This is a genomic window from Maribacter luteus, assembly GCF_009674825.1.
Classification (GTDB): domain Bacteria; phylum Bacteroidota; class Bacteroidia; order Flavobacteriales; family Flavobacteriaceae; genus Maribacter_A; species Maribacter_A luteus.
In genome coordinates this window covers 249,462-269,695 of sequence record NZ_WKJH01000030.1, presented here as the reverse complement: position 1 = coordinate 269,695, position 20,234 = coordinate 249,462, and the positions used below count along the sequence as shown (strand labels likewise).

The following is a 20,234-nucleotide window of genomic DNA, read 5'->3' as shown; positions in this document are numbered from 1 at the left end:
GAATCAAGAGTCAAGAATTAGGACGTTATTGAAGTCCAACTTGAAATCCTGAAATCATTTTTTGTAATTCTTGAATTTTATTTTCTAGTTTTTCAAATCTTTTCTTATCGATATATTTTAATCGATAGGCAACGATTAATTGTGTTTCCCATTCATATGCAGACCCCAAGCTATCTTCAATAAATTTATTGAAATGTTTATTGGTCGATTTACTTGTTCCTTCTGCGATGTTCGAAGGTATAGATACTGCACAACGGGTTAATTGAGATATTAAATTGAACCTTTCAGAATCAGGAAAAGTTCCGACCATTTGATAGGTTTCATCAACGAGATCCATTCCGTTTTGCCAAATTTTAAGCTTCTTGAAATTATGCCTAATCATTTGTAAGGTATCTAAGGTCTTTTCTCTTGTTTCTACTTATGTCTAAGAAAGGAACTCATAGATTCCTGCAGCGCCTTGCCCCGTTCCGACGCACATGGTTACCATACCATATTTACCTTGCATGTTCCTTTTCCTCATTTCATCGAATAATTGAACGGATAACTTACCTCCGGTACATCCTAAAGGGTGTCCCAATGCAATTGCGCCACCATTCACATTGACGATTTCTTGGTTGAGGTCCAGCTCTCTCATTACGGCCAGGGATTGGGAAGCGAAGGCTTCGTTCAATTCTATTAATTCTATATCATTCTGCTTAAGTCCCGCTTGTTTCAAGGCCTTTGGAATCGCTTTTATAGGGCCAATTCCCATAATTCTGGGCTCAACCCCTGCAGCAGCATAATTGACCAATCGGGCTATGGGCTCCAAATTCAACTCTTTTACCATTTCCTCACTCATGACCAATACAAAAGCGGCACCATCACTCATTTGGGATGAATTACCTGCTGTTACACTACCTCCGGCAGCAAAAACCGGGCGTAATTTTGCCAAGGCTTCTTTACTTGTTCCTGCCCTTGGGCCTTCATCTTTGGTCACCGTATATTTCTTGGTGGCCTTTTTTCCATTTTCATCTAGATAAGTTTGTTCAACTTCTATTGGTGCGATTTGATCTTGAAAACGATTTTCAGCTTGTGCTTTCAATGCCTTCATATGGGAGTTATAAGCAAATTCATCTTGGTCTTCCCTTGACACTTTAAATTCATTGGCAACGGCCTCTGCTGTGTTTCCCATTCCCCAATAATAATCTTCATGCCCTGATTTTACCAAATCGTAATTAAGTTCGGTTTTATAACCTGTCATGGGTACGGAACTCATGCTTTCGGCACCACCGGCAATAATACAGTCGGCCATGCCAGCCTGTATTTTAGCAGTAGCTATACCAATGGTTTCAATTCCGGAGGAACAAAAACGATTTACCGTAACACCTGGAACATCAACAATATCCAACCCCATTAAAGAAATGAGACGGGCCATGTTAAGTCCTTGAGAGCCTTCGGGCATTGCGTTGCCCACGATAACATCATCTATTCTTTTTTTATCGAAGTCAGGCAACTCCTTCATCATGTATTCGATGGTTTCCGCTGCAAGTTCATCGGTCCGCTTAAAACGAAATACACCTTTTGGTGCTTTGCCAACTGCGGTCCTATATGCTTTTACTATATATGCTGTTTTCATATTCTTTTTAGAATTGAGTATTGAGGTTTTAGTATTGAGAATTATAATTTATGCTGAAAAGAATAATTCATTTTCTGAATTTCAATACATATGTCAATTATTGGTTTTACTTTTTCTTTATTGATTAAATTGAGTTCTATAATTAAAATTAATTGAGTATAAAGTTCATAACAAGAACCATTCGCAACACTCAAAAAATGTTTGAATTCTTTACTGGAATTCCGACCAGCACCCTCTGCTATATTTGAGGGAATAGATACCGAGCATCTTTTTATTTGAGAACTTAGACCAAATTTTTCGTTAGACGGCAATTCGGAAACCAAGAGATAAACCTCTTTAGTTAAGTGAATCGCTTTTTTCCAAATTTTTAAATCTTCTAATTTGTGCATTTTGCCTATCTACTTTAATACTAATATCTCAATACTCAATACTAGTTTCTTAATGGTTTCCCGGTCTTCAACATATGTTGTATTCTTTCCAAAGTCTTACGTTCCGTACATAAACTCAAGAAAGCTTCCCGTTCAATATCAAGTAAATATTGTTCACTCACCAAAGTAGGTTCAGAAAGGTCACCGCCCGCCATCACATAGGCCAGTTTGTTGGCTATTTTCTGGTCGTGCTCACTTATATAGTGACTTGCTTCCATAGCATCGGTTCCGACAAGGAACATTCCCAAGGCTTGTTTTCCAAGTACTTTGATGTCTTTTCGTTTCACAGGTTTAGTGTATCCTGTTTCTGCCATTAATTTTGCATAAGCCTTGGCAGTGGCAATTTGTCTATCCTTGTTTACGACAACAATATCCTTTCCTTTTTGTAGAATACCCAAATCAAAAGCTTCATAGGCGGAAGTTGATACTTTTGCCATACCTATTGTTAAGAAATATTCTTGAAGTACATTGAGCTCTACATCATTTTTCTTAAAGGTATCAGAAGCCCTGACTGCAAATTCCTTAGAACCACCGCCACCGGGAATAACACCTACTCCAAACTCGACCAATCCGATATAAGTTTCAGCTGCCGCAACCACTTTGTCTGCATGCATGGATAGCTCACACCCGCCTCCCAAGGTCATTCCGTGTGGGGCCGATATGGTAGGGATAGATGAATAACGCATACGCATCATCGTATCTTGGAACATTTTAATTGCCATATTGAGTTCATCATATTCTTGCTCAACGGCCATCATAAAGATCATTCCTATATTGGCGCCTACCGAGAAGTTGGCACCTTGGTTACCAACAACCAATCCTTGGAAATCTTTTTCGGCCAAATCGATCGCTTTGTTCAAGCCGGCCAATACATCGCCCCCTATGGTGTTCATTTTGGATTGGAATTCCAGGTTCAAAATACCATCACCAAGGTCCTCAATGACCACACCGCTGTTCTTGAAGACTTCATTCGATTTTCGAATGTTGTCCAAAATGATAAAAGCATCCTGTCCCGGTACTTTTGTCATGGACTTAGAAGGAATATCATAAAAATAGGTGGCTCCTTCCTTAACGGAATAGAAAGATTCTATTCCAGCAGCTACCATTTCAGTAACCCAGGCAGCAGGTTTTTCACCTTCTGCATTCATGATTTCAAGGCCTTTTTTAAGTCCGATCGCATCCCAAATTTGGAAAGGTCCGTGTTCCCAGCCAAAACCGGCTTTCATGGCATCATCGATTTTATATAGCTCGTCTGATATTTCGGGAATCCTGTGGGATACGTAAGCGAACAAAGCTGCAAAACTTTTCCTGTAAAATTCGCCGGCCTTGTCCTTACCTCCGACAAGTACCTCAAAACGATCAACAACCTTATCAATTGTCTTCGTTAATTCCAACGTGGCGAATTTTGCACTTTTTTTAGATCGGTAGTCCATACTGTCCAGATCCAACGTCAAAATTTCACTCTTACCATCTTTACCCTTTACTTTCTTATAAAAACCTTGGCCTGTTTTACTTCCCAACCATTTGTTTTCCATCATGGTATTGATGAAATCAGGTAATTTAAAGAGGTCATGCTTTTCATCTTTGGGGCAGTTTTCAAAGATACCATTGGCCACATGAACCAAGGTATCGAGACCTACCACATCTACGGTACGGAAAGTGGCCGATTTAGGTCTGCCGATCACAGGACCGGTCAACTTATCGACCTCTTCAACGGTCATACCCATATCCGTAACGGTATGGAAAAGGCTTTGAATACTGAAAATTCCTATACGGTTACCTATAAAAGCAGGGGTATCTTTGGCGACTACGGAAGTTTTACCTAAAAACTTCTCACCATATCCATTTAAGAACTCTAAAACTTCAGGGGATGTTTTTGGTCCAGGTATGATTTCGAACAATTTCAAATAACGGGCAGGGTTGAAGAAATGGGTGCCACAGAAATGTTCTTGAAAATCGTCACTACGTCCTTCGGACATGAACTTGATGGGGATACCAGAGGTGTTTGATGTGATCAATGTTCCTGGTTTCCTGTACTTTTCAAGGTTTTCGAATACTTTTTTCTTAATGTCCAGACGTTCTACCACAACCTCAATGATCCAATCTACATCGGCCACCTTGGCAATATCATCCTCTAAATTACCGGTGGTGATCCTTGAGGCGAATTTCTGATGGTAAATAGGTGAGGGTTTAGATTTTAAGGCGGTCGTCAACGAATTGTTCACTAATCGGTTGCGGACCACTTTGTCTTCTAAGGTTAGACCTTTTGCCTTTTCTTTCTCATCGAGTTCACGGGGAACGATATCTAGCAATAATACTTCGACCCCGATATTGGCGAAATGGCATGCAATACCACTTCCCATTATTCCAGAACCTATTACGGCTACTTTTTTAATATGCTTGTTCATGTAGTTAAAGCTGAATTAATTTATTTTAGTTTTTTGTGTATATAGTTTTTTCCGCGATAAGCTTATTTATGGTTTCCATGACTTCGAAAAAGGAATCTAGTTTATCATCGGAAACATTAGCCCGTACAACTTCGTTGAATTTCAATACCACATTTTTAGAATCCCTTCTTTTCTCAAGCCCAAAATCGGTAAGGTGTATCAGTACACCCCTGCCATCTTTTGGGTTAGGCTTTCTAAGGATCAACCCCTTGTCTTCCATGCTTTTTAAGATTCTGGAAAGACTCGTTGCTTCCATTCCCATTTTCGGCCCAAGTGCCGTAGATGGAGTTCCGGTTTTAGGGTCTATACTTAATAATGTAAACCCTACTGCCATTGTTGAATCAAAAGTTTTGGCCCTTTCGTTATACATTCTTGCCACTGCTTGCCATGTGGCTCTCAATGCATAATCAATCGTTACTTCTTTCATATTCTACATATTGGCTGTCACCAAATATATAAAAAAATACTATGCATGCATAATAAATTGAAATAAAAAAAAGAACCTATGTTGTTTTTTAAGAATGGTTTAAGCTGGGTTGGTCGGTTATGAAGGGCTATTAATGGCCATAAATATCATTGTACAAATCAATATATTTATTTTTTACGATTTTCCTGCGAAGTTTTAGGGTAGGGGTTAAGTGCCCATCTTCGATACTCCAGACATCTGGGGTCATTCTAAATTGTTTCACCTTTTCCCATTTCGCAAAATCTTCATTGGCCTTGTCAATTTCTTCTTGAAAACGGGCTATGACCTTGTGGTCCATAATAAGATCTTTGTTGTCTGTAAATTTCCTGTAGTGTCTAGATGCCCAATCGTGCAAGAATTCAAAATTTGGCTGTATTATGGCTGCAGGCATTTTTTCGCCTTCACCTACTACCATGATCTGTTCTATAAAAAGCGACTGTTTAAACCTGTTTTCTAAAAGTTGGGGTGCAACATATTTACCTCCCGAGGTTTTGAACATTTCTTTCTTCCTATCCGTGATTTTAAGGAAACCGTCACTATCCAATTCCCCGATATCACCGGTATGGAAATAACCGTCTTTCAATACCTGATTGGTTCGTTCCGGATCTTTGTAATACCCAAGCATTACTTGGGGGCCTTTGATACAGATTTCCCCATCTTCGGCTATTTTAACATCTGTATTTGCCAAGGGCTTGCCAACAGAACCAATTCTGAACCCGTGATTACGCATATCGTTTACCGAAATTACGGGAGAGGTTTCAGTTAAACCATAACCTTCCATGACCCCCATCTCGGCGGCATTGAAAATACGGGCCAACCTAGGTTGTAAGGCAGCACTACCAGAGGCTATTAATTTAAGATTGCCACCCAATGCTTCTTTCCATTTACTGAAAATCAGTTTACGGGCCAATGCCAATTTCTTTTCATATAACCATCCGTTTTGACCATAAGGTTCGTATCGAAGGCCAACATTTACGGCCCAGAAGAATATGGATCTTTTAATTCCGGTTAAGTCTGACCCTTTGGCGATAATCTTGTCATATACCTTTTCCAAAAGTCTAGGCACGGCTGTCATTATATCGGGTTTCACCTCTTTCAGGTATTCACTTATTTTGTCTATAGGGGCAAAATATATACTAACGCTCCGGTATTGGTACAGATACATCAGCATTCGCTCATAGATATGGCAGACAGGAAGAAAACTCATTGCGACGGCATTCCCATCATTAATGGGAAGGCGCTCCGAACTTTGAATGGCATTACTGACTACATTGTGGTGGGTAAGCATAACCCCTTTCGGTTTACCAGTGGTTCCGGAAGTATAGATCAAAGTAGCAAGGTCATGTGGCTTTACCGCGTCTTTAAGTTTTTCTACTTCTTCCTGGTTACTTGTGTCAGCTCCTTTTTCCAAGACGACATCCCAATTTTTACAATTGTTGAGTTGGTCAAAGGAAAAGACCTCTTTTACAGTCTCCAGTTTTGATTTTATGGAGAGGATTTTTTCATAAACCTCGGAACAGGAAACAAAACAATATTTCGCTTCTGAATGATTGAGGATATAAAGGTAATCCTCTTCGGAAATTGTAGGGTAAATGGGTACGTTCTGCGCACCTATTTGTAATACACCGATATCCATTATATTCCATTCCGTTCTATTGGTCATGGAAATTATGGCAATCTTATCGTTGGGTTTTACGCCCATTCGTACCAATGCCCTACTAATGGCATTTGCCTTATCAACATATTCTTGCGTAGAAGTGCTTACCCACTCACCATCATATTTAGTGACGAGGGCATTTTCTAGGTTGAATTTTTCAAGTTGGTAATAAGGAAAGTCAAATAATCTGGTAATCTCTCGCATATTTTTATTCTCAAACAATATTGCAAATTAGGAAAAGCAAATGGTATTTTAAAATAAGATTGATAAAATAATTGGTGGTAATCTACGAATACTTCATTTTATTCGATTCAATTACTTCTGAAATTATCGATTTGGCATTCATTATCATAAGATGTTGAATGATTGAACTCCTTCATATATTGCTGTTTAGATATTGACAGGTGTTGTTAGGCTAAGTTTTTGTTGGAAAAATAAAAAATTAAATAATTTCATATCAAATTCAAAAAAAATATTTCTATGAGTAGGTTTTTTATGTGCTGTTTAATGGTTTTTATGCTGGTTTCCTGTACAGAAAAGAAGGATAAAATACCTGTTTATGCATGGACCGGTGGTCCCGGCCAAGCGACCGATCAAGAATTGAGAACTGAATTTGAAGATTTAAAGGATAAAGGGATTGACGGACTCATGTACAATGGTGGTCATAATCCTGAAACATATAAAAGGGTAGGTGCCCTGGTAAAAGAAGCCGGTATGGAATTCCACACATGGATACCTACTATGGTGCAAGGGAAAAATCCTAAAATAGATACGAGTCTTTATGCGGTAAATAGAAAAGGTGAATCCGCTTTTGAAAAACCGGCTTATGTGGATCATTACAAGTTTCTGTGTCCCAATAAAGAAGGAACGTATGATTTTTTGGCAGATTTATATGGAAGTATAGCTGCCGTAGATGAGGTAGACGGTATTCATCTCGATTTCATACGTTTTCCCGATGTAATTCTCGCTAGAGGACTTTGGGAGAAATATGGATTGGTCATGGATCAAGAATTCCCTGAATACGACTATTGCTATTGTGATCAATGTACTTCTGACTTTAAGGAGAAATACGGTATCGATATCAAAGAAGTTGAAGATCCTTCCCAAGTGCAGGAGTGGAAACAGTTTAGGTATGATTTGATCACCAACTTGGTCGGTAGGCTATCCAAGGTAGTACACGGTAAAGGAAAGGTTATCAATGCGGCTGTATTTCCCGGTCCGTCTATAGCAAAGAAATTAGTACGCCAAGAATGGGATAAATGGGATTTGGATGCTGTTTATCCTATGAATTACAATGATTTCTATTTAGAAGGTCCAGAGTGGTTGGCACCGATCACCAAAGAAGAAGTGGCGGCCGTTAATGGGGAAAAACCTATCTACAGTGGACTCTTCATATGTCCAAAGCCAGAAAATAAGACAAATGAAAAAGATCCCGAAAACCATGGCTTATTACCTTCAGAGATAGGAGCGGCCATTAAGGGTTCTATGGAAAACGGTGCTACGGGTATTTGTTTATTTACCCCAGGGAGGATGACACCAGAACATTGGGAAGCTTTTGAAGAGGCCATTTATAAGGATTATTCAAAAAAAGAAGATAATAATTAGTTGTTTGAGTTATGTTGAGTTAGAAAAAAAGGAGCCATGTTTTTTTGGCTCCTTTTTTATTTTGTTCAATACGAATAAACTATCAATTGTGTTCCTCTACCCATTTTCGGGCGTTGATAAAGGCTTTGATCCATGGTGAAACTTGGTCGTTATTACGTTCTGGGTAGTAGGCCCAGTTCCAAGGGAATATCGATCGTTCTATATGGGGCATGGTCACCAAATGCCTGCCGGTTTTATCACATAACATAGCCGTATTGTAACTACTTCCATTGGGATTGGAAGGGTAACCTTCATAACCATATTTGGCGACTATATCATAACTGTCCTCTGCATATGGTAAATTGAATTTGCCTTCACCGTGCGATATCCAAACCCCTAATGTGGTACCTTCCAAATCGGATAACATTACCGAATTGTTCGATTGTACCATTACTGAAGTGAAACTACTTTCGTGTTTATGGGAATCGTTGTGTAACATTCTACCATGTTCTTCATGATCGGGATTAATAAGATCCAATTCCATGAACAATTGACAACCGTTACATATGCCAACGGATAGTGTGTCGGGTCTTGCAAAGAAATTCCTTAAGGCAGTATTTGCCTTTTCATTATATTTAAATGCACCGGCCCATCCTTTGGCACTACCTAAAACATCGGAGTTGGAAAAACCACCAACGGCGCCAATGAATTGAATATCTTCCAAAGTCTCACGACCGGAAATCAAATCGGTCATATGAACATCCTTAACATCAAAACCAGCTAAATACATGGCGTTGGCCATTTCGCGTTCAGAGTTACTTCCTTTTTCACGAAGAATAGCGGCTTTTGGCCTGGATTTACCAATTTTGGGCAATTTTCCATCAAAATCCTTGGGGAAAGAATAGGTCAAAGGTTGGTTTTTAAAGTTTTCAAACCTTTCTTCGGCAAGATTGTTCGCTGTTTGTTTTTGATCTAGCAGATATGAAGTTTCATACCAAGTGTCCCTTAATGAATGAACATTCAGTCCCATTTCAACTCCGTTGTTCAGAATATTCAGTCTTGGTTTGTTTGTGACTTTCCCGATTTTTTTGACATCGATATTTACGTTCTTTAATAGGTCTTCAATGGTATCGTCCTTGGATTGGAAAACAATCCCGGAATTTTCGGAGAATAGCAGTTTGATGGTGTCTTCCTCATTCAGGGCCGATAGGTTCAGGTCGGCACCTAAATTCACATTGGCAAAACACATTTCAAGTAAGGTGGTTATCAGACCGCCTGAAGCAACATCATGTCCCGCAAGTATTTGTCCGTCCCGTATCAATTGTTGTATTGCATTGAAAACCGTTTTTACGTATTCCGTATCAACAACGTTCGGTGTTTCGTTTCCAATTTTGTTACGAACTTGTGCGAATGAGGAGCCGCCGAGTTTATAGTCGTCCTTTGATAGGTTGATATAATAAACAGATCCGCCATTTTTCTGTAAAACAGGCTCTATTACCTTTGAAATGTCATCACAGTGGCCGGCTGCTGAAATAATTACGGTTCCGGGAGAAATAACATCCCCGTCTTTGTATTTCTGTTTCATTGAGAGTGAATCCTTTCCTGTAGGGACATTGATTCCCAAACCAATGGCAAATTCAGATACGGCTTGTACTGCTTCGTACAAACGGGCGTCTTCACCTTCATTTTTACATGGCCACATCCAATTTGCGGATAATGAGATGGATTTTAACCCATCTTTCAATGGAGCCCATATGATATTGGTCAACGATTCGGCAATACTGTTTCTGCTTCCGGCAACGGGGTCGATCAATCCTGAAATAGGGGAGTGGCCAATAGAGGTGGCAATACCTTCCTTACCTTTAAAATCCAAGGCCATTACCCCACAATTGTTGAGGGGGAGTTGTAGTGGGCCTGCGCATTGCTGTTTGGCGACACGACCACCTACGCAGCGATCCACCTTGTTCGTTAGCCAGTCTTTACAGGCTACGGCTTCTAATTGTAGCACTTGTTCCAAATACTCATGAAAATGTTCCAAGGAGTATTCGGGATTTTGATATTTTCTATCAACGGTTATGTCGTTCATTATCGTTTTTGGGGAGCTACCGAACATGTCTTCCAAATCAAGGTCCATGGGTTTTGCTCCGGTCTTGCTCGATTCGAATGTGAATTTATCGTCACCTGTTACATCACCTACTTCGTACATGGGTGAGCGTTCACGATCGGCGATCCGGTGTAGAAGGTCTACATCCTTTTTACCAATGACGAGTCCCATCCTTTCTTGGGATTCATTGCCGATGATCTCTTTCGCCGATAAAGTCGGGTCTCCAACTGGCAATGCGTCTAAATCGATTTTACCACCGGTATCCTCAACCAGTTCGGATAAACAGTTAAGATGTCCGCCTGCTCCATGGTCATGGATTGAAACTATTGGGTTTTCATCACTTTCCACCATGCCACGAACCGCATTGGCGGCCCTTTTCTGCATCTCTGGGTTAGAACGCTGAACGGCATTCAGTTCAATGGCCGAGCTGAACTCTCCAGTGTCCGCGCTGGAAACAGCGGCACCACCCATTCCTATTCTATAGTTGTCCCCACCCAAGATTACTATTTTATCGCCGGTATTGGGAGTGTCCTTCAAGGCTTGTTCCGCCTTTCCGTAACCAATTCCACCAGCTTGCATAATGACTTTGTCAAAGCCTAACCTACGGGCTTCCTCGGTATGCTCAAAAGTAAGTACGGAACCTACGATCAATGGTTGGCCGAATTTGTTTCCAAAATCGGAAGCCCCATTTGAAGCCTTTATAAGGATATCCATTGGGGTTTGGTAAAGCCATTCCCTTTCTGGCATGGCCTTTTCCCATGGGCGATTTTCTTCAAGTCGCGAATATGATGTCATATAAACGGCGGTACCTGCCAATGGCAAGGAGCCTTTACCACCGGCCAAACGATCACGTATTTCCCCTCCTGACCCTGTGGCCGCACCATTAAAAGGTTCAACGGTTGTGGGGAAATTATGGGTCTCGGCTTTTAAGGAGATAACCGATTCAAATTCTTTTTCTTGATAGAAATCGGGCTTGTCGGCACTTTTCGGAGCAAACTGTATGGCTTTTGGGCCTTTCACAAAGGCTACGTTGTCTTTATAGGCTGAAACTATATCGTTCGGATTTTCTTGTGAGGTTTTCTTTATGAGCTTAAAGAGTGAGGAAGGTTTTTCTTCCCCGTCTATTTTAAAGGTGCCATTGAATATTTTATGACGACAATGTTCTGAATTCACTTGACTGAATCCAAATACTTCGGAATCGGTCAACTTTCGCCCTATTTTTTTGGATAATCGATCAAGGTATTTAACTTCCTCGTCACTCAACGACAAGCCTTCCTGTTCGTTATAAGCAGCAATATCGGCTATTTCCTTAATGGGTTCGGGAACAACATCGATCTTAAATATTTCCTGTGTCAAGGAATTGAATTTTTGGGAAAGCATTGGGTCAAAATCGGCGAAATCAGCATTTACTGTTTCAAATTCTTCGATTCGGATAATACCTTCAATTCCCATATTCTGGGTAATTTCTGTTGCATTCGTGCTCCATGGGGTAATCATGGCAGCCCTAGGGCCAACAAAAAAGGCGTCGAGAGACGCCATGTTTATCTTAGGTTGGTTACCGAATAACCATGTGAGTTTGTTTGTGTCTTCCTGAGAAAGTTCTTGAGCTGTTTGTACGGCAAAAACTTTTGTGGCTACATTCCCGAAAAAGTGAATCATTTATTGTGTCTAGTGTTGATTTTTAAAATACAAAATTAAGGTTTTAGACGCTATGTTTTACGGATATCGAAAACACTTTTAAACAGTAGTTGTTAATGAAATCAGTAGTTATTTTTCCCCTTTGGTTAATGTCCAAAAAATAGACTATTTTTATTTTTTACTAAGTATGATAATTAGATTTTTATAATGAAATATATTAAAGTATGGTTATTAAACTTGGTATGATAATGTTTATTTCAAATTTTTTTAATAAAGGAGAATTTTAATGGTCAAGAATAAGTTGGATATCCAGGCACTTGAATATTGTATTGAGATGATTGGTGGAAAGTGGAAGCCTATAATTCTCTTTCACATTTCAAAAGGAACAAATCGATTCAGTAAACTCATTCTAGCTATTGAAGGAATTAATAGGCAAATGCTAAGTAAGCAATTAAAATCACTCGAAAAGTCCGGTGTGATTGACCGAACGTTATATCCTGAAATTCCACCAAGGGTAGAATATGTATTGACTCCGAAGGGAAGATCACTTTTACCGGTAGTGCAATCAATGAATAGATGGGGAAATAAACAATATGCCGTAAATACTGAAACTTCCGGACCTCCGAATAACCAACAGTTACCCTTATTTTAATGTAGGGCCTACCAAGGTGCTTCTAATTTACAGAAAAAAAGCCTATCAGTTCTTATGGACTGATAGGCTTTAGTTTTTATTCTTAATGTTTTTTTAGTTACTTCTTTCCAAGAGTGCCATGTAAAAACCATCAAAGCCGGTCTTCGAAGCATATATCTTGTTTTCTTTGTCCAAGGTGAATTCCTTACCTTCTTCCGAGGCAAGGAAAGATAGGACCTGTTCGGAATTTTCTTGTGGTAGTATGGAACAAGTTGCATATACCATTTTACCTCCCGGTTTTACCATTTTACTATAACTCCTAAGAATTTCTTGTTGCGTTTTAGTGATTATTTCTAGAAAATCAGGTTGTAGTTTCCATTTGGCATCAGGATTTCTACGCAATACACCAAGTCCGGTACATGGGGCATCTATAAGAACACGGTCTGCACTATTGTACAGTTTTTTAATGACCTTGGTAGACTCGATGGTCCTTGGCTCTATATTGTGGGCGCCATTTCTACGGGCTCTTCTTTTTAATTCTTTTAATTTGTTGCCATAAATGTCCAAAGCGATCAATTGTCCCTTGTTTTCCATCAAAGCGGCCAAATGTAGGGTTTTGCCCCCTGCACCTGCGCAAGTATCGATTACCCGTTGACCGGGTTTTACATCCAAAAATTCCGAGACCAGTTGGGAAGAGGCATCCTGAACCTCAAAGAACCCATCTTTAAAGGATTTTGTAGTAAAAACATTGGCTCTTTCGATTAGTTGTAAGGCAGAAGCATATCCTTTTATCGGTTCGGCCACAATACCATCATCAAGTAATGCCTTTCGTAGTTTTTCTTTTGTGGTTTTTAAGGTGTTCACCCTTAAGATAACACTAGCTTGTTGGTTTAATGCTGCAATTTCCTTGGACCATAACTTATCGCCTAAGGCTTTTTCTCCCAATTCATCTAACCAATCGGGAATGGATTCTTTAAACTTCCTTATTTTGGAAAGTTCATCGAATTTGCCTTTGATCCTTCGTGTAGGCACCGGTTCCAATTGTTTCCAATCTGGCAGTTCTATTCCTTTTAAGACTGCCCAAACGGCGAACATCCTAAAAAGATTCGCCCTGCTATATGGGGCCTTGACCTCGGCTATTTCGGCATACAGTCGTTTCCAACGAACAATATCATAGGTTGTTTCTGCGATAAACCCCCTATCCCGAGAACCCCAACGTTTATCCCTTTTCAATGTTTTTTCTACAACCTTATCAGCATATTCACCATCGTTAAAGATATTTCCAAGGGCATCTACAACTGCAAAAACTAAATTCCTATGAAGCTTCATAATTAAAAAATATGGCAGCAAAGGTATCGTTTTGGCTGCTATTCTGTCTATTTTTGAAAAAAATTATTGCTATGCGATATTGTATACCTATTCTTCTTCTCTTAATTATCATTGGCTGTGCCGATCAAAAAGAAACTAAACCCTTCGTTTCCGTACACGTAGAACCGCTTTATGAAGACTCTTTGAGTATTAGGGCCATTGAGCTTATGGATAACAGTTTGGCCTTTGGTGCGAATAAGGGTGTTTTCGGTAGTATAGATTTGAATACTAAACAGGTTCGTACCAATATGTTGAAGCAAGATTCCATACTTCCTGAATTTAGGGCTGTAGCCCATACGGCAACCGATTTTTTTATGCTATCGGTAGGTAGTCCTGCCTTATTATATAAAACCGGTGACAATGGAATGGAGTTGGTTTATAAGGAAGAGGGGGAAGGAGTTTTTTATGATGCCATGACCTTCTGGAACGATTATGAGGGTATTGCCATTGGTGATTCGGTAGATGGTTGTTTGTCAATTATTATTACGAGGGACGGCGGACTGTCATGGAATAAGATACCTTGTACAGAGTTGCCTGGGGCAGTGGATGGTGAAGGGGCATTCGCGGCCAGTAATACCAATATCAAGACCATTGGAGAGAAAGCATGGGTGGCTACCACAAGTGGCCGTATTTATTTTTCAGGGGATAAGGGAAAGACCTGGGAGGCTTTTAAAACTCCTATTCAGAACAGGGAAGTTGCCCAAGGGATTTATTCTTTGGATTTTTATAACGAAAGCTTAGGGATTGCCATAGGTGGTGATTATACCAAGCCAGAAGGGAATTTTGCCAATAAGGCCATTACCTTGGATGGAGGTAAAAGCTGGAGATTACTAGCTGACGGTCAGGAACCAAATTACAGGAGTTGTGTTCGTTTTGTCCCCAATTCCGGAGGTAGTGGGATCGTTGCGGTAGGTTTTACCGGGATTTCATATAGTAGCAATCAAGGCGAAAACTGGTCAAAATTATCAGACGAATCTTTTTACACGGTACGTTTTTTAAACGATTCCATTGCTTATGCCGCAGGTAAAGATAGAATTGCCAAATTGGTTTTTAAAACAAAATAGAGGCCAATTGGCCCCTATTTATTGAATTCGAAATCAAAATATGTAAAATACTATCGCTGGCCGTTGGCCTTTTTTTGTCGGTACTGTTTTAACAAGTGTCGCTTAAACCCGTTCTCTGATTTTAATAACAGGAAGGTTTTCTTGGCGGAAATCACTTTACGTATATCTTTTAAAAACTGCTTGTTCACCTTGTTCTTTTCATCTTCCAAGATTATCAAATCTTCCAACATGGAATTCACTTCTTGATCCGAAAGGGTTTCCATGTCGTTTGTCTTGCCATAGATTAGGTTTCGTTCCTTATTCCTAAAGGCATCCATTTTATCCTGATAGGTATTGTAAATGGGCCAAAAAGCTTCAGCTTCAGTAGGAGTGAATTCCAATTGTTCGGTAAGGTATGCGACTTTGAGCGTCCTTATTTTGCTCTTATCCGGTTTGCGTTGCCCAAAAATGAATGTCGTGGTGAATAGCATCAACATTACAATAGCTATGTTTTTATAGTTATTCATTATCCAATAAATTTAATTCTTCAATATTATCAATATCATCATCCAGGTAATCGATGATGTTTTCTTCATTAAACTGATACTCTAGGATATCGGCAACTTCAAGGTCATCAACAGGAATCACTTCTGCTATTTCATAAGTGGAAAACCCAAAATCGGTTTGATCAAAATATTCTTCGATATCTGCCTTGGCCAAACTTTCAAAAGTAGGTTCAGACGATTGGTTATATTGTAATGCGATCGTCAGGAGGATAGCTGCGGCAACTGATGCAGCGGCATAATATAAGTTATTGCGCCATGGTTTCAGTGTAATCACTTTTTTCTCTTCCTCTTCTAGTTTTTCTATGATATTTGAGTGCAGACCATCAAAATAATTGTCAGGTATTTTGAATCCGTCAGAATTAGGCAACATCCGGGCCTCCTGATTACCTTCGGAAGTAGAAATACGTTCCATAAGCTTATCGGTAAATCCATCGAGGTAACCTTCTGGGATTTTAAAGTCTTTATGATTGTTTGCCTTTTTCATTTCTATACTTTGACTGTCAATTGTTTAAAAGGTTTAATCTTCCTTTAGAAATTTCTCAAGTTTCTTAATCGCCAAGTGATAGGAAGCCTTTAATGCACCAACAGAAGTCTGCAAAACCGCTGAAATTTCTTCATATTTCATTTCTTGGTAATACTTCATATTGAATACCAACTTCTGTTTTTCAGGAAGACTGGCGATGGCCTTTTGAAGTTTGAGCTGTATTTCATCCCCGTCAAAATAAACATCGGCCTGTAGGTTGGCAACCATTCTATCTTGTAGTTCAGTATCCGAGATTCCTTGGTTCTTTGATTGTTTTTTTAAAAACGAAAGGGCTTCATTGGTGGCAATACGGTACATCCAAGAGTATAATTGGCTTTCCCCTTTAAAACCGTTGATATTCTTATAGACCTTTATAAATGTATTTTGTAAAACATCATCCGTATCGTCATGGTTCAACACGATTCTCCGAATATGCCAATAGAGGCGTTCTTTGTAAGTGTTGACCAACACTTCAAAGGCCTTTGCTTGGGTCTTTTCTTGCCTTAACTCATCGACTAAAGTCTCTTCGGTAATCAAATTACAACACTTAAGTTTTGGTATTGGACTAAAGTTAAGGCAAAAGGTTTAATCTGTATATCGAAATACCGTTTAGAATGATTGCATTTCCACCAACTTTCGGTAAACTCCTTTTTTTGCTAAAAGCTCGGTATGTGTCCCTTGTTCAACAATTTTTCCTTTTTGAAGTACAACAATTGAACTTGCCTTCTGAATGGTGGATAAACGGTGAGCGATAACGATAGATGTTCTATGTAACATCATTTTTTCCAATGCATCCTGTACCAAGCGCTCACTTTCGGTATCCAAGGCCGAGGTAGCCTCATCGAGGATCATTATTGGTGGGTTCTTAAGAACGGCCCTAGCTATGGAAATACGTTGCTTTTGACCTCCACTTAGTTTATTACCGCTGTCCCCGATATTGGTGTTGTAACCATCGGGTAGTTGGGATATGAATTCATGGGCATTGGCGATTTTTGCCGCTTCGATGATTTCTTCATCAGTGGCATTTTCCTTGCCCATACCAATATTATTGCCAACGGTATCGTTGAACAGGATGGAGTCTTGTGTAACCAATCCCATTAAATTTCTAAGGGATTTTTTTGAAATGTCCTTTATGTTCTTGCCATCAATAACTATAGCCCCTTCATTCACGTCATAGAAGCGGGTTACCAAATTGGCAATGGTACTCTTGCCACTTCCAGATTGCCCTACAAGGGCTACGGTATCCCCTTTGGGTACTTTTAGATTGAAATTCTCGAGAACATATTCTTCTTCATACTTAAAAGAAACATTTTGAAGTTCGATCGCATTTTCGAAAACGTTTTTCTCAATGGCATCCTTTTTATCTATAATCGGATTTTCGGTTTCAAGGATTTCTAGAACCCTTTCCGCTGCGGCATTTCCTTTTTTAACACCGAAAGAAGCTTTACTAATGGCCTTGGCCGGGGTTAGGATGTTGTATGCAAGTCCCATATAGGCAATAAAGGTAGAGGGGTCAAGGGTTTTGTCTACCAATACCATTTTGCCACCAAACCATAATAATACACCTATGACCAATATCCCTAAAAATTCTCCCGTCGGAGAAGCCAAGTTCTGACGGTTCAATAATTTGTTGGAAAACTTGAAAAATCGTTCGGTAGAGGTAGTGAATATTTTGTAAAAGCGTGATTCGGCATTAAAGGCCTTAATGACCCGGAGTCCGCCCAAAGTTTCTTCCACGATGGATAAAAATTCCCCTTGTTCCTTTTGTACCCGGTCTGATTTCTTTTTCAAGGATTTACCGATTCGCGAAATTATGGCACCGGCAATCGGAATAAAAATGAACACAAAAAGGGTAAGTTTGGCGCTGAAGCTGAACATGATCAAAATGGTAAACACAATGGTCAGGGGCTCGCGCACGATCAATTCCAAAATTGAAAGGAACGAATGTTGAATTTCCAAAACATCGGAAGTAATTCGAGCGATTACATCCCCTTTTCGTTTTTCGGAATAATAGGAAATGGGAAGTTCCGTAATCTTATGGTACATTTGGTTGCGAATATCTTTCAAAACCCCATTACGCAGGAATGTAATAAAATACATAGCGGCGTAGTTGAAGAAATTCTTTAAAAGGAAAAGTACCAGTACCAGTCCTATAACAAGAATAAGGCCTTTCATTGGGTCATCCCCGGAATATTCCGTGACCCTGTAGTTAATATAGTCCTGAAGATAATCCTTCACATGTCTAATGCCAGTGTATATTGGCTCTTTAAGCACCTTTGCTTTAGGTTTAAAAAGAACATCGAGCATAGGAATCAAGGCCGCAAAAGAAAGGGCACTGAACAAGGCATACAGGATATTGAAGAAAATATTGAGAAAACCATATTTTCTATAAGGCTTCGCAAAGCGAAGGATTTTCTTAAAGTACTCCATTAACCGAGTTTCAATTCACTTACGATACGATCAACTTTTTGATCGAGCTGCTTTCTTACCTTTTCAAAATCACCTGCGTTCCCCAATTCGGCATTTACACTGAAGTAAAATTTGATTTTTGGTTCTGTTCCACTAGGTCTTGCTGCCATTCGGGTGCCATCTTCGGTAGTATAAATCAAAACATTCGATTTCGGGATGTCAATAGTTTCCGTTTCCCCGGTAATCATGTTTTTAGCTACGGAGCTATCGTAATCGTGGATCCACTCTATTTTTGAACCATCGATTTCCTTGATAGGGTTTTCCCTGTAATCGACCATCATTTGTTTAATTTCCTCGGCTCCACTGATTCCCTTTTTTGTCATTGAAATCAATTTTTCCTTGTAGAAACCATAATCAACATAACATTGGATCAATTCCTTATAAAAAGAACTTCCTTTTGCTTTGGCATCCGATGCGATTTCACAGGCCAATAGGGTAGCGGTAACGGCATCTTTATCCCTTACAAAGTCACCGACCATGAATCCGAAACTTTCTTCACCACCACCAACAAAGTATTGTTCTGGAAAATCCTTGATCATTTTGGCTATCCATTTAAAGCCGGTCAAAACGATTTTATAGTCAACGCCATAGGCTTTTGCCAAAGGACTCATCATAGGTGTCGAAACAATGGTCGAAGCAATGAACTCATTGCCTTCCATGCCTTTTTCCTTACGTTTTTGCAATAAGAATTTGGTCATCATCACCATGGTCTGGTTCCCGTTGAGCAATTCCATTTCACCTTCAAGATTTCTAACGGCGATACCTAACCGGTCACTATCCGGATCTGTGCCTATTACCATATCGGCACCAATTTCTTCGGCTTTCTTAATGGCCATGGCAAGTGCTTCTGGCTCTTCAGGGTTTGGCGATTTGACCGTTGGGAAGTTACCGTCTGGTTTTGCCTGTTCCTCTATGATCGTTACGTTCTTGTAGCCTGCCCTTTTCAATACTTCGGGAATGGCCGTGATCGATGTGCCGTGTAATGATGTGAAAACAATCTTGAAATCATCCTTTCCTTTTGCATTGAAGCTACCATTGGCAACTGAAGCCGACATAAATGCTTCATCAACATCCTTATCTATGTATTCGATTAAATCTGCATTTGCCTCGAAGTTGATATCCTCATAGGCCAATTTGTCGATTTCTCCGATGATTTCACCATCTTGTGGAGGTACGATCTGTCCCCCATCGGTCCAATATACCTTATATCCATTATATTCTGGTGGGTTGTGTGATGCCGTTAAAACGATACCTGCGTGGCAATTAAGGTGCCTTACCGAAAATGACAATTCAGGGGTAGTTCTTAATTCGGAAAAAAGAAAGACTTTAATGCTATTGGCAGAAAGTACATTGGCCACGGTTTTTGCCAAAGTATCACTATTGTGACGGCAATCATAGGCAATCACAACTTTTATTTCTTCGCCAGCATATACTTTTTTTAGATAATTACTGAGGCCTTGGGTACTTTTGCCCAAGGTGTATTTGTTGATCCTATTGGTACCAACGCCCATAATACCTCGCATACCGCCCGTACCGAATTCCATGCTCTTGTAAAAACTATCTTTTAATCCGTCTGGATCGTTATCGATTAGGTTTTGAATTTCGGTTTTGACATCAGCATCGAAAAAATCTGAAAGCCAGCTCTTGGCAGCGTTTAAAATAGAATCCATTTACTTTTTATTTTTATAGGTTAAT

The 20,234-nt window shown here is 39.7% G+C and carries 16 protein-coding genes; 3 read left to right on the top strand and 13 right to left on the bottom strand.

Going from position 1 to position 20,234, the window contains the following annotated elements; translation table 11 throughout:
- Nucleotides 1-25: 25 nt before the first annotated feature.
- The 6 genes from GJ691_RS18395 to GJ691_RS18370 all read right to left on the bottom strand — a co-directional run bounded on the left by GJ691_RS18395 (nucleotide 26) and on the right by GJ691_RS18370 (nucleotide 6,817).
- Nucleotides 26-382 (bottom strand): four helix bundle protein, encoded by a 357-nt coding sequence (locus GJ691_RS18395; RefSeq protein ID WP_154369642.1) that lies wholly within the window; start codon nucleotides 380-382, stop codon nucleotides 26-28.
- A 42-nt stretch (nucleotides 383-424) separates the two neighbouring features.
- Nucleotides 425-1,615, bottom strand: coding sequence for an acetyl-CoA C-acyltransferase (locus tag GJ691_RS18390; RefSeq protein ID WP_154369640.1), 1,191 nt, complete (start codon nucleotides 1,613-1,615; stop codon nucleotides 425-427).
- Nucleotides 1,616-1,656: 41 nt separating this feature from the next.
- Nucleotides 1,657-2,004: a four helix bundle protein gene (locus tag GJ691_RS18385; RefSeq protein ID WP_154369638.1), complete on the bottom strand. Its 348-nt coding sequence runs from the start codon at nucleotides 2,002-2,004 to the stop codon at nucleotides 1,657-1,659.
- 41 nt (nucleotides 2,005-2,045) lie between these two features.
- On the bottom strand, nucleotides 2,046-4,451 hold the full coding sequence (locus GJ691_RS18380; protein WP_154369636.1) for a 3-hydroxyacyl-CoA dehydrogenase/enoyl-CoA hydratase family protein: 2,406 nt from the start codon (nucleotides 4,449-4,451) through the stop codon (nucleotides 2,046-2,048).
- Nucleotides 4,452-4,476: 25 nt separating this feature from the next.
- Nucleotides 4,477-4,917: a MarR family winged helix-turn-helix transcriptional regulator gene (locus GJ691_RS18375; RefSeq protein ID WP_154369634.1), complete on the bottom strand. Its 441-nt coding sequence runs from the start codon at nucleotides 4,915-4,917 to the stop codon at nucleotides 4,477-4,479.
- A gap of 130 nt (nucleotides 4,918-5,047) precedes the next feature.
- Nucleotides 5,048-6,817, bottom strand: coding sequence for an AMP-dependent synthetase/ligase (locus tag GJ691_RS18370; RefSeq protein ID WP_154369632.1), 1,770 nt, complete (start codon nucleotides 6,815-6,817; stop codon nucleotides 5,048-5,050).
- A 276-nt stretch (nucleotides 6,818-7,093) separates the two neighbouring features.
- Between GJ691_RS18370 and GJ691_RS18365 the strand changes: the two genes are divergently transcribed.
- Nucleotides 7,094-8,218 carry a glycoside hydrolase family protein gene (locus GJ691_RS18365; protein WP_154369630.1) on the top strand — a complete coding sequence of 375 codons (1,125 nt, stop codon included), beginning with the start codon at nucleotides 7,094-7,096 and terminating at the stop codon, nucleotides 8,216-8,218.
- A gap of 82 nt (nucleotides 8,219-8,300) precedes the next feature.
- On the opposite strand, the gene purL is transcribed toward GJ691_RS18365, so the two are convergent.
- Nucleotides 8,301-11,960 carry a phosphoribosylformylglycinamidine synthase gene (gene purL / locus GJ691_RS18360; RefSeq protein ID WP_154369629.1) on the bottom strand — a complete coding sequence of 1,220 codons (3,660 nt, stop codon included), beginning with the start codon at nucleotides 11,958-11,960 and terminating at the stop codon, nucleotides 8,301-8,303.
- Nucleotides 11,961-12,225: 265 nt separating this feature from the next.
- Between purL and GJ691_RS18355 the strand changes: the two genes are divergently transcribed.
- Nucleotides 12,226-12,591, top strand: a complete 366-nt coding sequence (locus GJ691_RS18355; RefSeq protein WP_154369627.1) for a winged helix-turn-helix transcriptional regulator — start codon at nucleotides 12,226-12,228, stop codon at nucleotides 12,589-12,591.
- A 93-nt stretch (nucleotides 12,592-12,684) separates the two neighbouring features.
- On the opposite strand, the gene GJ691_RS18350 is transcribed toward GJ691_RS18355, so the two are convergent.
- The gene (locus tag GJ691_RS18350; RefSeq protein ID WP_154369625.1) at nucleotides 12,685-13,899 is read right to left on the bottom strand and encodes an RsmB/NOP family class I SAM-dependent RNA methyltransferase; all 1,215 of its coding nucleotides are present in this window, start codon (nucleotides 13,897-13,899) and stop codon (nucleotides 12,685-12,687) included.
- Between the two features lie 71 nt (nucleotides 13,900-13,970).
- Between GJ691_RS18350 and GJ691_RS18345 the strand changes: the two genes are divergently transcribed.
- Entirely contained in the window at nucleotides 13,971-15,002 is a 1,032-nt protein-coding gene (locus tag GJ691_RS18345; protein ID WP_154369623.1) for a beta propeller repeat protein, read from the top strand.
- Between the two features lie 50 nt (nucleotides 15,003-15,052).
- On the opposite strand, the gene GJ691_RS18340 is transcribed toward GJ691_RS18345, so the two are convergent.
- The 5 genes from GJ691_RS18340 to GJ691_RS18320 form a co-directional block, all read right to left on the bottom strand.
- A complete protein-coding gene (locus GJ691_RS18340) occupies nucleotides 15,053-15,508 on the bottom strand; it encodes a hypothetical protein (RefSeq protein ID WP_154369621.1) in 456 nt (151 codons plus the stop codon).
- The gene (locus GJ691_RS18335) at nucleotides 15,501-16,031 is read right to left on the bottom strand and encodes a hypothetical protein (protein WP_154369619.1); all 531 of its coding nucleotides are present in this window, start codon (nucleotides 16,029-16,031) and stop codon (nucleotides 15,501-15,503) included. The genes GJ691_RS18340 and GJ691_RS18335 overlap by 8 nt, the downstream gene beginning before the upstream one ends.
- A 33-nt stretch (nucleotides 16,032-16,064) precedes the next feature.
- Nucleotides 16,065-16,607 (bottom strand): RNA polymerase sigma factor, encoded by a 543-nt coding sequence (locus GJ691_RS18330; RefSeq protein ID WP_154369617.1) that lies wholly within the window; start codon nucleotides 16,605-16,607, stop codon nucleotides 16,065-16,067.
- A 72-nt stretch (nucleotides 16,608-16,679) separates the two neighbouring features.
- Complete coding sequence (locus GJ691_RS18325) at nucleotides 16,680-18,500, bottom strand: ABC transporter ATP-binding protein (protein ID WP_154369615.1); 1,821 nt, start codon at nucleotides 18,498-18,500, stop codon at nucleotides 16,680-16,682.
- Nucleotides 18,500-20,209, bottom strand: a complete 1,710-nt coding sequence (locus tag GJ691_RS18320; protein ID WP_154369612.1) for a phospho-sugar mutase — start codon at nucleotides 20,207-20,209, stop codon at nucleotides 18,500-18,502. The genes GJ691_RS18325 and GJ691_RS18320 overlap by 1 nt, the downstream gene beginning before the upstream one ends.
- Between the last annotated feature and the right edge of the window lie 25 nt (nucleotides 20,210-20,234).

Coding starts and splice junctions, on each gene's coding strand:
- GJ691_RS18395 (WP_154369642.1), bottom strand. CDS start 382: ATGATTAGGCATAATTTCAAGAAGCTTAAAATTTGGCAAAACGGAATG.
- GJ691_RS18390 (WP_154369640.1), bottom strand. CDS start 1,615: ATGAAAACAGCATATATAGTAAAAGCATATAGGACCGCAGTTGGCAAA.
- GJ691_RS18385 (WP_154369638.1), bottom strand. CDS start 2,004: ATGCACAAATTAGAAGATTTAAAAATTTGGAAAAAAGCGATTCACTTA.
- GJ691_RS18380 (WP_154369636.1), bottom strand. CDS start 4,451: ATGAACAAGCATATTAAAAAAGTAGCCGTAATAGGTTCTGGAATAATG.
- GJ691_RS18375 (WP_154369634.1), bottom strand. CDS start 4,917: ATGAAAGAAGTAACGATTGATTATGCATTGAGAGCCACATGGCAAGCA.
- GJ691_RS18370 (WP_154369632.1), bottom strand. CDS start 6,817: ATGCGAGAGATTACCAGATTATTTGACTTTCCTTATTACCAACTTGAA.
- GJ691_RS18365 (WP_154369630.1), top strand. CDS start 7,094: ATGAGTAGGTTTTTTATGTGCTGTTTAATGGTTTTTATGCTGGTTTCC.
- purL (WP_154369629.1), bottom strand. CDS start 11,960: ATGATTCACTTTTTCGGGAATGTAGCCACAAAAGTTTTTGCCGTACAA.
- GJ691_RS18355 (WP_154369627.1), top strand. CDS start 12,226: ATGGTCAAGAATAAGTTGGATATCCAGGCACTTGAATATTGTATTGAG.
- GJ691_RS18350 (WP_154369625.1), bottom strand. CDS start 13,899: ATGAAGCTTCATAGGAATTTAGTTTTTGCAGTTGTAGATGCCCTTGGA.
- GJ691_RS18345 (WP_154369623.1), top strand. CDS start 13,971: ATGCGATATTGTATACCTATTCTTCTTCTCTTAATTATCATTGGCTGT.
- GJ691_RS18340 (WP_154369621.1), bottom strand. CDS start 15,508: ATGAATAACTATAAAAACATAGCTATTGTAATGTTGATGCTATTCACC.
- GJ691_RS18335 (WP_154369619.1), bottom strand. CDS start 16,031: ATGAAAAAGGCAAACAATCATAAAGACTTTAAAATCCCAGAAGGTTAC.
- GJ691_RS18325 (WP_154369615.1), bottom strand. CDS start 18,500: ATGGAGTACTTTAAGAAAATCCTTCGCTTTGCGAAGCCTTATAGAAAA.
- GJ691_RS18320 (WP_154369612.1), bottom strand. CDS start 20,209: ATGGATTCTATTTTAAACGCTGCCAAGAGCTGGCTTTCAGATTTTTTC.